This is a genomic window from Streptomyces sp. AC558_RSS880, from assembly GCF_019049255.1.
Taxonomy (GTDB): domain Bacteria; phylum Actinomycetota; class Actinomycetes; order Streptomycetales; family Streptomycetaceae; genus Streptomyces.
This window is the reverse complement of record NZ_JAGMUJ010000019.1, coordinates 31,888-45,950: the sequence shown is the minus strand read 5'-3', so window position 1 is coordinate 45,950 and position 14,063 is coordinate 31,888. Positions and strand designations below refer to the sequence as shown.

General features: G+C 73.1%; 11 protein-coding genes. 5 read left to right on the top strand and 6 right to left on the bottom strand.

Translation table 11 applies throughout. From position 1 onward, the window contains the following. Positions 1-1,209, bottom strand: a complete 1,209-nt coding sequence (locus KUM38_RS07360) for a pyridoxal phosphate-dependent aminotransferase (protein ID WP_217128463.1) — start codon at positions 1,207-1,209, stop codon at positions 1-3. 83 nt (positions 1,210-1,292) lie between these two features. On the opposite strand from KUM38_RS07360, the gene KUM38_RS07355 reads away from it, so the two are divergent. After that, entirely contained in the window at positions 1,293-1,919 is a 627-nt protein-coding gene (locus KUM38_RS07355) for a helix-turn-helix domain-containing protein (protein ID WP_217128462.1), read from the top strand. Positions 1,920-1,965: 46 nt separating this feature from the next. On the opposite strand, the gene KUM38_RS07350 is transcribed toward KUM38_RS07355, so the two are convergent. From KUM38_RS07350 to KUM38_RS07340, 3 genes are read right to left on the bottom strand one after another with little or no spacing between them, the layout of a single operon-like run. Then, a complete protein-coding gene (locus tag KUM38_RS07350; RefSeq protein ID WP_217128461.1) occupies positions 1,966-2,766 on the bottom strand; it encodes a hypothetical protein in 801 nt (266 codons plus the stop codon). After that, positions 2,766-4,040, bottom strand: coding sequence for a VWA domain-containing protein (locus tag KUM38_RS07345; RefSeq protein WP_217128460.1), 1,275 nt, complete (start codon positions 4,038-4,040; stop codon positions 2,766-2,768). Before KUM38_RS07345 ends, KUM38_RS07350 begins: the two co-directional genes overlap by 1 nt. A gap of 45 nt (positions 4,041-4,085) precedes the next feature. Next, complete coding sequence (locus tag KUM38_RS07340) at positions 4,086-5,594, bottom strand: IucA/IucC family protein (RefSeq protein WP_217128459.1); 1,509 nt, start codon at positions 5,592-5,594, stop codon at positions 4,086-4,088. A 47-nt stretch (positions 5,595-5,641) separates the two neighbouring features. Here KUM38_RS07340 and KUM38_RS07335 point away from each other — a divergent pair, with 47 nt between their 5' ends. Continuing rightward, positions 5,642-7,192, top strand: coding sequence for an IucA/IucC family protein (locus KUM38_RS07335; RefSeq protein ID WP_217128458.1), 1,551 nt, complete (start codon positions 5,642-5,644; stop codon positions 7,190-7,192). Between the two features lies 1 nt (position 7,193). On the opposite strand, the gene KUM38_RS07330 is transcribed toward KUM38_RS07335, so the two are convergent. Continuing rightward, positions 7,194-9,305: an MMPL family transporter gene (locus KUM38_RS07330; RefSeq protein WP_217128457.1), complete on the bottom strand. Its 2,112-nt coding sequence runs from the start codon at positions 9,303-9,305 to the stop codon at positions 7,194-7,196. A gap of 74 nt (positions 9,306-9,379) precedes the next feature. On the opposite strand from KUM38_RS07330, the gene KUM38_RS07325 reads away from it, so the two are divergent. The 3 genes from KUM38_RS07325 to KUM38_RS07315 all read left to right on the top strand — a co-directional run bounded on the left by KUM38_RS07325 (position 9,380) and on the right by KUM38_RS07315 (position 12,329). Beyond that, a complete protein-coding gene (locus KUM38_RS07325; RefSeq protein ID WP_217128456.1) occupies positions 9,380-9,895 on the top strand; it encodes a MarR family winged helix-turn-helix transcriptional regulator in 516 nt (171 codons plus the stop codon). Positions 9,896-10,340: 445 nt separating this feature from the next. After that, entirely contained in the window at positions 10,341-11,081 is a 741-nt protein-coding gene (locus tag KUM38_RS07320; RefSeq protein WP_217128455.1) for an SDR family oxidoreductase, read from the top strand. Between the two features lie 321 nt (positions 11,082-11,402). Beyond that, complete coding sequence (locus KUM38_RS07315; protein ID WP_217128454.1) at positions 11,403-12,329, top strand: HipA family kinase; 927 nt, start codon at positions 11,403-11,405, stop codon at positions 12,327-12,329. A gap of 4 nt (positions 12,330-12,333) precedes the next feature. On the opposite strand, the gene aceB is transcribed toward KUM38_RS07315, so the two are convergent. Further along, positions 12,334-13,959 carry a malate synthase A gene (gene aceB, locus KUM38_RS07310; RefSeq protein WP_217128453.1) on the bottom strand — a complete coding sequence of 542 codons (1,626 nt, stop codon included), beginning with the start codon at positions 13,957-13,959 and terminating at the stop codon, positions 12,334-12,336. Between the last annotated feature and the right edge of the window lie 104 nt (positions 13,960-14,063).

Here is a 14,063-nt window from a genome sequence, read left to right as displayed (position 1 = left end):
TTACTGCCGGTATCCGCTCAGGAACCGCCCGATCCGTCCGATCGCCGTCTCCAGGACGTCCGCGTGGGGGAGGGTGAGGACACGGAAGTGGTCGGGGGACGGCCAGTTGAAGCCCGTGCCCTGGACCACCTGGATCTTCTCCCTCAGGAGCAGGTCCAGGACGAACTTCTCGTCGTCGTGGATCTTGTGCACGGACGGATCGATGCGCGGGAACGCGTACAGCGCGCCCTTCGGCTTCACGCAGCTCACGCCGGGGATCTCGTTCAGCTTCTCCCAGGCCACGTCCCGCTGTTCGCGCAGCCGTCCGCCCGGCGCGGTGAGCTCGCGGATGGACTGCCGGCCGCCGAGCGCGGCCTGGATGGCGTACTGGGCGGGCGCGTTGGCGCACAGCCGCATGGAGGCCAGCATGGTCAGGCCTTCCAGGTAGTTCTTCGCGTGCTGCTTCGGGCCGGTGACCACCAGCCAGCCGGAGCGGAAGCCGGCCACGCGGTAGGTCTTGGACAGGCCGCAGAAGGTGAGGACGACCAGGTCGGGGGCGAGCGCGGCGGCCGAGTGGTGCACGGCGTCGTCGTAGAGGATCTGGTCGTAGATCTCGTCGGCGAGCACCATCAGGCCGTGGCGGCGGGCGAGGTCGAGGATGCCCTCGACGATCTCCTTCGGGTAGACCGCGCCGGTCGGGTTGTTGGGGTTGATGATGACCACGGCCTTGGTGCGGTCCGTGATCTTCGCCGCCATGTCGTCCAGGTCCGGGTACCACTCGGCCTGTTCGTCGCACAGGTAGTGGACCGCCTTGCCGCCGGCGAGGGTGGTCACCGCCGTCCACAGGGGGAAGTCCGGCGCCGGGATGAGGATCTCGTCGCCGTCCTCCAGCAGGGCCTGTACGGCCATCGACACCAGCTCGGAGACGCCGTTGCCGAGGAAGACGTCGTCCACGTCGACCTCCAGGCCCAGGGTCTGGTAGCGCTGGGCGACCGCGCGGCGGGCGGAGAGGACGCCCCGGGAGTCGGTGTAGCCGTGCGCCCGGGGGAGCATCCGGATCATGTCCTGGAGGATCTCCTCCGGCGCCTCGAAACCGAACAGGGCCGGGTTGCCGGTGTTCAGGCGCAGCACGCTGTGCCCCGCCTCCTCCAGCGCGTTGGCGTGCTCGATCACCGGACCGCGGATCTCGTAACAGACCTCACTGAGCTTGCTCGACTGCCGGAACTCCATGCGCCGCTTCCCCTCACGTCGTGTTGCTTGGTTTTACCAAGTAGGAGCTTGGAAAGTCCAACAACATGTCTAGACTGCGTCGCATGTCACCACGCCGAAGCTACGACCAGTACTGTTCCGCAGCCCGCGCGCTCGACGTCGTCGGCGACCGCTGGACCCTGCTGATCGTCCGGGAACTCCTCGCGGGACCGCGCCGCTACACCGACCTGCACGCGGACCTGCCCGGCGTCAGCACGGACGTACTGGCCTCCCGGCTCAAGGACATGGAGCGCGACGGCCTCACCACCCGGCGGCGACTGCCCCCGCCCGGCGCGGCGTACGTGTACGAACTCACCCCGCGGGGGAGCGCGTTGCTGCCCGTGCTCCAGTCCCTCGGTGCCTGGGGCGAGGCCGAACTGGGCGAGCGGCGCCCCACGGACGCGGTACGGGCCCACTGGTTCGCGCTGCCCCTGCTGCGCGCCCTGGAGGGCGCGGGCCTCGTCGAGGTCCGCCTGGAGGAGGGCCCGTTCCACCTGCACGTCGGCGCCGAGGACGGTCCCGTGTACGGCGACGGCCCCGCCCCCGGGGAGCCCGACGCGCTGCTCTCCCTGGACACCGCCACCTGCACGGCGATCAGCCGCGGCGAGCTGACCCTGGCCGACGCGGTCCGTGCCGGGCGGGCCGGGGTCTCCGGCGAGAGCCCGCTCGCCAAGGCCCTGCGGGAGATGTGACACGAAAGGCGGAAGGCCCGCACGGGGCGGGCCTTCCGAGAGGACGTCACGCGGTCGGCGGCACCCCGGGCGGGCGCCCGGACCCCCGCGTCAGCCGGTAGCCGGCGACGCCCGCCAGGGCGGCCAGCGCGCCGCCCGCCGCGGTCCACACCCAGCGGTCGGACCACCAGCCGGAGGTCCAGCCGTCCTCGGGCTCCAGGTCGGCCAGCACCGCCGGGTCGTCGTTCTCCTCGTCCGACCCGTCACGCGTCGCGATGCCCGGCACCAGCGGCTCGGCCAGCGCGCCGTCCACCGCCGCCGCGCCGCCCATGTCCTTGGAGTCGACGCGCAGTTCGGCGTCCACCGCCTGGCCCAGGTCGGCCGTCGTCACCCGCAGCGCCGTGAGCCGGACGTAGTACGTGCCCGGCAGCGGGTCGTTCGCCCACGGCTCCGACCAGGCGCGGACCGTGCGCAGCACGCACTCCAGCTCCACGGAGGGCGTGTCCGCCCCGGCGGTGCGGGTCTGCGCGCCGTACTGGCAGGCCTGGCGGCGGCGCAGACCGTCGTACACGTCGATCTGCCAGGTCTCGGCCGCGTGGCTCTCCGGCAGCTTCACCGTCGCGTGGACGGTGGGGCGCTGCCCGGCGTCCGCCGGGAACGACCAGTACAGGTAGTCGCCCGTGGAGGCGCGCGCGGTGGCCGTCTGCCCCTGCTCGACCTCCGTCGCCGTGCGGAACGAGGTGCCGGCGCGGGTGGGCGCCCCGTCGTCGTCGGACGCGCTCGGGGAAGGGGAGGAGTCGGCCGCGGCGGGGGCCGCGGCCAGCCCGAGCGTCAGCAGGGCGGCACTCAGTACACGTACGGCGCGCATCAGTTGGTCCTCCAGACGGCGACCCGCCAGCGTGACAGCCAGCCCCAGACGAGACCGGCGAGGAAGCCGGTGAGGATCAGCGCGCTGAGCAGCCACCAGCCCCGGCCCAGACCGAAGGAGGCCACGTCGTCCGCCCCGTCCGGGCCGTCCACGACGTCGACCGTCAGTTCCAGCGGGAGACCGGGCGTGGTCTTCACCCCGGAGTCCGCCGAGAAGGAGTGGGTGACCCCCAGGCACACGACCTCGGCGGCCGGCTTGTCGGTGTCGTCGTCGTCCCGCTCGGGCTTGGGGTACCGCAGCCCGGTGGACAGCACGTCCGTACGGCCGTTGCCGGTCGCCTCGCCGCGCACGATCTCCCGGTCGTGCACGGTGACGGCCCGCAGCAGCACGCCGTGGTCCGGGCGCACGGCCCGGTCCGCCGCCACGCTCACCGAGGCGCGCAGCTCCTGCCCCGCCAGCAGCTCCACGCGGTACCAGCGCTGCTGCCCGAACTCCTCACGGTCGGTGTAGAGACCGGACGTCAGAGTCGGAGCCTTGTCGCACGAACCGGCACCCTCCGTGGCCACCGGCGTCACCACCGGTTCGGCCGCGCGGTCCACCAGCTCGTTCACCCGGTCGGTGAGTTCGTCCTGGTGCTCGACCGAGGTGTACGTCCCGCCGGTCGCCTCGGCGATGCAGCTGAGCTGCCGGCTCATCTTGACGTTCGGCACCAGGCCCAGGGTGTCGATGGTCAGGCCGATGCCCTTGGCCGCGATCTCCCGGGCCACCTCGCACGGGTCGAGCGGGGCGCAGGTGTCCTCGCCGTCGCTGATCAGCACGATCCGCTTGGAGCCGTTGCCGCCCTCGAGGTCGTCGGCCGCCTTCAGCAGGGCGGGGCCGATCGGGGTCCAGCCCGTCGGGACGAGGGTGGCCACCGCCGTCTTGGCCTCCGTGCGGTCCAGCGGGCCGACCGGGTAGAGCCGCGCGGTGTCCTTGCAGCCCTCCTTGCGGTCGTCGCCGGGGTAGTTCGCGCCCAGGGTGCGGATGCCGAGCTCGACCTCCTCCGGCGTCGCGTCCAGCACCTCGTTGAACGCCTGCTTCGCCGCCGCCATCCGGGACTGGCCGTCGATGTCCTTGGCCCGCATCGAGCCGCTCACATCGAGGACCAGGTTCACCTTGGGGGCGTCCTGGCCCGTGGGTTCACCGGCGGCCGCCCCGGCCGGGAGGACGAGCCCGGCCGTCAGTGCGGCGAGCAGGGCACAGGCGCCTGCCACCGGCCGTTTTCTTCTGATCATCGGCGGATCCTATTGATCAGAGGTGTCGTGCTCCAAAACGGGGCGTCACCTGGACCCGTACCGCAGCGGATTGGGCAGTTCCGCCCATTGGTCCCCCGCCGTCCGCGGCGACAGCCGCATCAGCGTCAGCGCCTTCGCCGGCAGCGGCTCGTCGAGCAGCGCGGCCAGGTCCGGGGTGCGCGGCAGATGCGGTACGGCACTCTCCAGGGCCGCCCGCAGCGCCGGCCCCGATCCCGCCGTGCCCGCCAGCGCACCGCCCACCAGCGAGCCGAACAGCTTGCGCCGCAGGGTGCGTTCGTCGTCCGTGACCATGCGCGCGGGCAACCGCCCGGGGAGCGGGATGCCGTGCCGGGCCAGGCGCGCGGGGCCGATCCGCAGATCGGCCAGGTCGCGGTAGACCAGCCGCACCGGATCCCCGCCCGGCGACAGCACCACGAGCAGGTTCTGGCCGTGCGCCTCCAGGGCCACCCCCAGCTCCAGCAGCCGCAGCCCGACCGTGAGCGCGAGCCGCGCGAACCGGCCCGACCAGGCGGGGGAGCCGGGCAGTCCGGTGGTCGCCAGCGCCGCCACCGGGACGACCCGCTCCCCGGGCGCCGCGTACTCCTCGGGGGACTCGCGCAGCACCGCCGCCAGATCGGGCGACCCGGCCGCCACCGCGCCCAGCGTGCGGGTGATGCGCAGCAGCCCGTCCGTGTGCGCCGCCACCGCCTCACCGAAGTCCGACAGCACCGCCGACGCGGCCACCGAACCGAGCGAGATGTCCCGCACCGAGGACGTCAGCCGGGCGCTCAGCGCCGTCTTGACGTGCGGTCCCTCCGGCAGCGCGAGGGTGCGCAGCGACATCAGCGGATGCGCCGGGAGCCGCTCCCCGCCCGTCCGCTTCAGCACGTGTGCGGCTTGCCACGGATGCACCGGGACCACCAGCCGTCCCGGCTCCCGCAGCCACCGCGGCCAGCTCCCCGACACCACGCACCCGGCCTCCGGCACGGGCACCAGCCCCAGCTCCACGACCGGCCCGTGCTCGGGCCCGTAGGCGAGCTGCTCGGCCACCGAGAAACCGGGCCGGGAACGGCAGTTGGGGTGGAACGGATGCCCGTCCACCACCCGCTGCTCCCACTCCCAGTCCCGCGCGGGCCACTCCTCCGGGTGATCCCCCCGACCCGCCCGGGACAGCGCCAACGACGCCACGCTCTGCCCGAGTTCGGCGGCGAACACCGCCGAGTGCGGTACGGCCAGCTCCGTCATCAGCCGCGCCGGATCGTCGTACACCACCTCGTCCAGCCGTACGGCGGTGACGTACGCGCCGGTCGCGTACGGGTCCGCGCGCGGGCCGCGCAGCCGCCGGCCGTCCGCCAGCCGCAGGGTGAGCCCCTCGCGGCCCGTTTCCCGGCGGGCGATCCACGGCAGCGGCTCGTGCGCGAGGCCGCGCCACAGCCGGGTCAGCACGGCCGCGCGGGCGCCGGGCAGTTCGCCGGCGTACCGGGGCACGAGGCCGGGCCGTACGACGGCCAACTCGTCGGCGACCTCGGCCTCGGCGGTGGGGGGACGGTGCACGGGCGGGCTCCTCGGTGACGCGCGGGACGGAACGCGGGGGACGGACGATGACAGACATACTGATCGTCTCCGTCCGGACAGACCGTAAAGAACCAGAGGAACGCGTGGACCTCATCACCCCGCCCGCGGACGACGACGCGGCCCGCCGCGCCGACGCGTACGCGGCGGTGCCGCTGCTGAACTGCCTGCTGCGCGAAGTGGCACAGCCCGTACCGGAACCGGCGGCGCACCCGACGTACCGCCTGCCCGGCACGGACCGCCTGCTGCGGGTGCGCGGCACCCGGCGCCCCCGCGAACCCGAGGTCCACGCGGCGGGCGCCTGGCACCGCCTCGGCCACACGGAGCTGGTGAAACTCGTCGCCGAGGAGCTGCGCCGGCACACCGGGCTGCCCAACCACGAACTGCCCGCCGAGATGCTCGACAGCCGGGAGGCGGTGGCCGCGCTGCTCACCGCCCGCGCCCGGGCCACGCCGCCCGACGACCCGTACCTGCGCTCCGAGCAGGCCCTCGTCACCGGCCACACCCACCACCCCGCCCCCAAGGCGCGGGGCGGCGGCCCCGCGGCGGCCTGGCTGCCGTACGCGCCCGAGGCGCACGCCCGCTTCCCGCTGGCGCTGCTGGGGCTGCGCGAGGACACGGTGGTGGAGGAGGGCGACACCGCGGCCCTCGACGGCCTGGGCACCGCACCGCCCGGCTACCGCCTGCTGCCCGCGCACCCCTGGCAGCTGGACCTCGCGGCCCGGGACCTCGCCCCCGCCTTCGCCGACGGCCGCCTGATCCGCCTGGGCACGACCTCCTTCCCGGTGTGGCCCACGGCGGCGATCCGCACCGTGTACGCGCCCGGGCGCGACCTGTTCCTGAAGTTCAGCCTGGACGTGCGCATCACCAACGACATCCGCCGGCTGTGGCGCCACGACCTGCTGAGGCTCCGGGCGACCGACACGGCCGTGCGCGACGCCTTCGCCGGGCTGGACGCGGCCTGGCAGAGCGACCGCGGGCACCGCACCGCCGACTTCGCATACGAACAACTGGCCGTGGTCGTGCGCGACGGCCTGCGCGGCCACGTCCCGCCCGGCGCGACCCCGTACCTGGCCGCCGCCCTGGTGGAGGGCTTCGACGGCAACCCGCTGGCCGCCACCGCGCGGCCGGCGGCCTGGTGGGAGGCCTACCTGTCGCGGGTGGTCCCCCCGGCCCTGGCGGCCTTCCACGGACACGGCGTCGTCCTGGAGGCCCACCTGCAGAACACGCTCGTCGCCGTGGACCCCGACGGCATGCCGGTGCGGGTCCTGTACCGGGACGCGGAGGGCGTGAAACTGCTGTCCGCGGTCTCCCGGGAGGCGGGCTGGGAACGCCTGGTCTACTGCCTGGTCGTCAACCACCTCATGGAGGTCGCCGCCGCCCTCGCCGACCACCACCCCGGCCTGGACCCCTGGCCCGCTCTCCGCCGCGAACTGGCCCGGCACGACCTCCCCGAGATCCCCGCCCTCCTCACCGCCCCCACCCTCCCGGCCAAGACCAACCTCCTCCTGCGCTGGACCGGGGCGGACGGCGCGGACGCCCGCTACCGCCCGCTGCCCAGTCCACTGGCCGGCGGGTGAGTCAGCTCCGCCCCGCCTCCTTCGGCGCACGTCCCGCGCCGTCGCGGGCCAGGGCCCCGGGCCACCACGCCCGGGGCCCGATGTCGATCACCAGCGCGGGGACCAGCAGCGAGCGGACCACGAGCGTGTCGAGCAGCACGCCGAACGCCACGATGAAGGCGATCTGCACCAGGAAGGCCAGCGGGATGACCATCAGCGCGGCGAACGTCGCGGCGAGCACCACACCGGCCGAGGTGATCACTCCGCCGGTCGTGGTCAGCCCGCGCAGCACGCCCCGCCGGGTGCCGTGCGCGAGCGCCTCCTCCCGCACCCGGGACATCAGGAAGATGTTGTAGTCGACGCCGAGGGCCACCAGGAACACGAACCCGTACAGGGGGACGGAGGCGTCCGTGCCGCTGAACCCGAGGAGGTGCTCGAAGACGAGCGTCGAGACGCCGAGGGTCGCCAGGAAGTTGAGCGCCACGGTCGCGACCAGCAGCACGGGCACGAGCAGGGAGCGCAGCAGCAGGACGAGGATCAGCAGGATGACGGCCAGCACGACCGGGACGATCAGGGTGCGGTCGTGGGCGGCGGTCCGCTGGGTGTCGTACTGCTGGGCCGTGTGGCCGCCGACCAGCGCGTCGGCCCCGGAGACCGCGTGCACGTTCTCGCGCAGCCGCTCGACGGTCTCCTTCGCGGCGTCGCTGTCCGCCGCGTCCTCGAGGGTGGCGTCGATGCGGACGCGCCCGTCGACGACCAGCGGCTCACCGGCCCCCGGCCGTCCCGAGGCGGAGACGGCGCCGGCCGAGGCCACGCCCTCCGTCTTCCGCGCCGCGGCCGTCACCTCGGTGCCGCGGCCGGCGTCGGCGATGATGACGGCCGGGTTCCCGGACCCGCCGGGGAAGTGCTCGCCGAGCGTTTCCTGGGCGGCGACCGAGGGCGCGTCGTTCACGAAGATCTCGTCGAGCGGCACCCCCTTGGCGGACAGGGAGGGGGCGAAGGCCGCGAGGACGGCGAGGACCAGCGCGGTCAGCAGCCACACCCGGCGCGGCCGGCGGTCCACGGCCGCGGCGACCCGGCGCCACACGCCGTGCCCCTCCACGGACGCGTCCGACGCCTTCGGCCGGGCGGGCCAGTACGCGGCCCGGCCCAGCAGGGCCAGCACGGCCGGCAGGAAGGTGAGCGTGGAGAGCACCGCGCACACGATGCCGATGGCGCCGACCGGTCCGAGGGCGCGGTTGTTCGTGAGGTCACTGGCGAGCAGGGCCAGCAGACCGAGCGCCACGGTGGCGGCGCTCGCCGTGATGGCGCCGAAGGACCTGCGCACGGCCGCCACCGCGGCCGCGTACCGGTCGCCGCGCTCGGCGAGTTCCTCGCGGAAACGGGCCGCGAGCAGCAGGGCGTAGTCGGTGGCCGCGCCGATCACGAGGATCGAGAGGATGCCCTGCACCTGGCCGTCGACCCGCACCACGTCCCGGTCCGCCAGCGCGTAGACGACGGCACAGGCGAGCCCGAGGGCGAAGACGGAGCCGAGGATGATCAGGAACGGCAGCAGAACGCTCCGGTAGACCAGCAGCAGGATCAGCAGCACGGCGCCGAGCGCCACGCCCAGCAGCAGTCCGTCGATGCCCGCGAACGCGTCCGACAGGTCCGCCTGGGTCGCCGCCGGACCGGCGATCCGCGCCGTGGCCCCGGACACGCCGTCCGCCGCCCGGCGCACCTCGTCCAGCACCCCGGGCAGTTCCTCGCCGAGGTCGGGCTGGAGCTGTACGACGGCCTGCACGGCCTTCCGGTCCTCGGAGACCAGCGCCGGAGAGGGCCGGCCGACGACACCGGTGCTGCCGGCGAGGGCGCCGACCGCGTCCGAGGCGGCGGCCTGCTGGGCCTCGGTGATCCGGCCGCCGTCCGCCGTCCAGACCACGACGGCCGGCATGGTCTCGGACTGGTCGAACGCCTTTTGGGCATCGAGTACCCGAGTGGACTCGGCGCTCCGCGGGAGGAAGGCGGCCTGGTCGTTGGTGGCCACCTCGCCCAGCTTGCCCGCGTACGGCCCGAGCGTCCCGCCCACCCCCAGCCAGACGATCAACAGGACGAGGGGGACGAGCCACCGGGCCCGGTGCGGTGCGTTCTTCATGCGGATTCCCAGAGCCGAAGGGGTAAGTCAATGATCAAGTATCTCAATCATCGAGTGATCTTATACTGGCTTGTATGAGCGGCTCCGGTACCCCCTCGCCACCTCTTCCGGCGGACGACCCGACGGGGTTGCAGTCCTTCGCCGTCCAGCTGCGCCGGATGAACAGCGAGTTCAACCGCATCGCCCAGGAGTTCGCGCACGCGCAGGGCCTGCACCCCACCGACATGCAGGCCCTGATCGCGATCCTGGACGCGGACGCGGATACGGACGCCGACGCGCCGGGCGAGCCCATGACGCCCGGTCGCCTGCGCAAGCAGCTCAACCTCACGTCCGGAGCGGTGACCGCGTGCCTCGACCGGCTGGAGCGGGCGGGTCACATCCGGCGCGTCCGGGCGGCCGGCGACCGCCGCGTGGTGCACCTGGAGTACGCGGAGCGGGCCAGGGACCTGGCCAGGGAGTACTTCCGGCCACTGGCGCACAGCACCGACACGGCGCGCGGCCGCTTCACCCCCGACGAACTGACGGTGATCGTGCGGTTCCTCCGGGAGATGAACCGTGAACTCGCGCTCCTGCGGCGGCAGGCGAACTGAGGGAAGACCGCGGGTGGGGGTTCGGGACGTGCCGACCGCTCGACGACGCCGGCACGGTCGCGTACTACAGCGGGGCCATCGAGGCAGTCGACATCCCCGTCATCATCCATCACGCCAAGAGCCTGGCGAAGCAGCCGCTGAGCAGCGCCGCTCAAGGTGCGGCTGCCGGAGGAGTACGGCGAGGAGCGCGTCCTCTTCGAGCCGGAGGCGCGGTCCGCGCCGTCGCCCAGGAGGCGGCCCGGCTGCGCCCGGGTGTCCGGGTCGTGGCCGTCGACCCGGGTGGCGGCGCGGACACCGCGATGCCGGCGACCTGCCTGCCCGACGAGCACCACACCCACCCGACCGCCGACGAGCGGGCGGGGAACGCCGTCGACTGTCCACTCCACCGGTTGCCGACGCAGAGCGACGCGACCGGTCCCACCGTGAACCGAGGAGCACCACACCCATGAACAACACACGTGTCGTCGTCACCGGAGCTGCCCGCGACTTCGGCCGGACCCTGGCCATCCGGTTCGCCGAGCTGGGCGCCGAGGTCTACCTGTCCGCCCGCAGCCTGGAGGCGGCGCAGGCGACCCGCGACGAGATCGTCGCGCTCGGCCACGACAAGGTCCACGCCTTCTCCTGCGACCTGACCGACCCCGCCTCGATACGGGAGTTCGCCGAGCAGGTCGGCGCGCTCACCGACCGGGTGGACATCCTGCTCAACAACGGCGCCATGTGGCTGGAGGGCTTCGACCTCGCCGCCGCCACCGACGAGGACATCCTGGCGACCGTCACGTCCGGCGGCGCGGGCACCGTCCTCATGGTCAAGCACTTCCTGCCGCTGCTGCGCGCCTCGGAGCGCCCCGACATCGTCAACATGGTCTCGCTGGCCGCCTCCCGGCGCAGCGACTCCTGCTCCGGCAACCCGGCCTTCTACGCCGCCAAGGGAGCCCAGGCGAACTTCTCCGAGATCCTGTCCCAGCGGCTGCGCCCGGAGGGCGTACGAGTGATCTCGCTGTACCCGCCGGACTTCAAGAACGTCGACCCGCTGGGCCCGGAGTGGGAGACCACCGACCGCGGCGCCGGAGCGCCCCTCACCGCGCAGTCGCTGCTCGACTGCGTCCTGTTCGCCGTGAGCCAGCCGAGGGACTGCTTCATCCGCTCCTTCAACTTCGAGCCGACGTCCGACGCCACCAAGGAATAGCCGACGTGTGTGGAACAGCAGACCACGCGGACGCGGTGGCGCGGGCCCCGCGCCTGGCCGGGGAGACCGGACTCGACGCCCGGATGCGGACGCACCTGCACCTGCACCTCACCCGGTAGGCAGGGGGAGGCGGCGCCGAAGGACGGCTTCCACGTACTGCGGCACACCTGTGCCTCGATCATGCCGGAGGCGGGAGGAGCGGCATGGTGGCCGGACCCCCCCGGATTCCCCCAGGGGGCTGAGGACCGGCCGGTCCCGCTGTCGGGTAGCTTAGGAGGTCGCCGTGCAGGGCAAGGCCGACAGTGCTGACAGGCTGGGAAGATGCTGAGAAGAGTCACCGTCACCCGCTATGTCGAGCCCCTGCGTACCGGCGGGTCCGTCCCCGGCGTCTTCGAGGCCGACGACCTCGGCACGTACGTCGTCAAGTTCACCGGCTCCGCGCAGGGGCGCAAGGCGCTGGTCGCCGAGGTGATCGTGGGGGAGCTGGCCCGCGCCCTCGGGCTGCGGTTCCCGGAGCTGGTGCTGGTGCACTTCGATCCGGCGGTGGCGGCCGACGAGCCGCACCAGGAGGTGCGGGAGCTGCACGCCTCCAGCGCCGGCGTCAATCTCGGCATGGACTACCTGTCGGGCGCGCGGGACTTCACCCCCGAGGTCGCCCGGGCCTTCCCCGTCGATCCGCTGGAGGCCGGCCGGATCGTCTGGCTCGACGCCCTCACCGTGAACGTGGACCGCACCGTCCACAGTTCCAACCTGGTGGTGTGGCCGACACGGGGCGTCGCCCCGCCGCGGCTGTGGCTCATCGACCACGGGGCCGCGCTCGTCTTCCACCACCGCTGGGAGGGCTCCGACCCCGGCAAGGCGTACGACTTCCGCCACCACGCCCTCGGCCACTACGGCCCCGACGTCCGCGCGGCGGACGCCGAACTCGCGCCGAAGGTGACCGAGGAGCTGCTGCGGTCCATCACCGCGGAGGTCCCCGACGACTGGCTGGCCGACGACACCCACTTCGCCACGCCCGACGAGGTCCGCGAGGCGTACGTGGCGTACCTGCACGCGCGCGTGCGGGCGTCAGGGGCGTGGCTGCCCACCGACTTCCCCAGCCCGGACGAGCTCGCCGAGGAGAACGCCCGGCGGGCGGCGAGGACCCGGCGGGGCCGGCCGGACTGGCTGAAGCGGGTCCCCGACCTGCACGGCAAACCGGCGGCGGCCCAGGACTGGTCGGTGCACCTGGGCCACTCGGAGACGTAGCGGCTCAGCCCTTGAGCTGCTCGTACGCCGGCAGGGTGAGGAAGTCGGCGTAGTCCTCGTCGAGGGAGACCTTCAGCAGCAGGTCGTGCGCCTGCTGCCAGTTGCCCGCCGTGAACGCCTCCTCGCCGAGCTCCGCGCGGATGCCCGCCAGTTCCTCGGCCGCGACCTTGCGGGCCAGCTCGGCGGTGACCCGCTCGCCGTTGTCGAGGACGACCCCCGCGTTGATCCACTGCCAGATCTGGGAGCGCGAGATCTCGGCGGTGGCGGCGTCCTCCATCAGGTTGAAGATGGCCACCGCGCCGAGCCCGCGCAGCCACGCCTCGATGTAGCGGATGCCGACCTGCACGGCGTTGACCAGGCCCGCGTACGTCGGCTTGGCGTCCAGGGAGTCGATGGCGATGAGGTCCTCCGCCTTCACGTCCACGTCCTCGCGGAGGCGGTCCTTCTGGTTCGGCCTGTCGCCGAGCACCCGGTCGAAGGACTCCATGGCGATCGGGACCAGGTCGGGGTGGGCGACCCAGGAGCCGTCGAAACCGTCGTTCGCCTCACGGTCCTTGTCGGCGCGCACCTTCTCGAAGGCCACCTTGTTGACCTCCGCGTCCCGGCGGGACGGGATGAACGCCGCCATGCCGCCGATCGCGTGCGCGCCGCGCTTGTGGCAGGTGCGGACGAGGAGTTCGGTGTACGCGCGCATGAACGGGGCGGTCATCGTCACCGCGTTGCGGTCCGGGAGGACGAACCTCGCCCCGCCGTCACGGAAGTTCTTGACGATGGAGAAGAGGTAGTCCCAGCGCCCTGCGTTCAGACCGGAGGCGTGGTCGCGCAGCTCGTAGAGGATCTCCTCCATCTCGTACGCGGCCGTGATCGTCTCGATCAGGACGGTGGCGCGGACCGTGCCCTGCTCCACGCCCAGGTACTCCTGCGCGAAGACGAACACCTCGTTCCACAGCCGGGCCTCCAGGTGGGACTCCGTCTTGGGGAGGTAGAAGTACGGGCCCTTGCCGAGCTCGATCAGCCGCTTGGCGTTGTGGAAGAAGTACAGGCCGAAGTCGACCAGCGCGCCGGGCACCGGGGTGCCGTCGGCGTCGGTGAGGTGACGCTCGTTCAGGTGCCACCCGCGCGGGCGCATGACGACCGTCGCCAGCTCCGCGTCCGGGCGCAGGGCGTACGACTTGCCGGACACCGGGTCGGTGAAGTCGATGTTCCGCGTGTAGGCGTCGATCAGGTTGAGCTGGCCGGTGACCACGTTCTCCCAGGTGGGCGCCGAGGCGTCCTCGAAGTCCGCGAGCCAGACCCTCGCGCCGGAGTTGAGGGCGTTGACGGTCATCTTGCGGTCGGTGGGGCCGGTGATCTCGACGCGGCGGTCCTCGAGGGCCGCGGGTGCCGGTGCCACCTTCCAGGAGTCGTCCGCGCGGACGGCGGCCGTCTCCGGCAGGAAGTCGAGCGTGGAGGTGCGGGCGATCTCGGCGCGGCGCTCCGCGCGGCGGGCGAGGAGCTCGTCACGCCGGGGCGTGAACCGCCGGTGCAGCTCGGCCACGAAGGCGAGCGCCGCCTCGGTGAGGACCTCCTCCTGCCGGTGCAGGGGCTCGGCGTCGACGATGGCCAGCGGGGACGGCGCTGGTGCGGACATCGGCTGTCACTTCCTTCGGCGTGCGGGGCACCGGGTGCCGGTCGGCCCGGGTACGGCGGTGGACGCCCGTACGGAGGGCGGGCGCTTCTGACCAGTGGATAGTA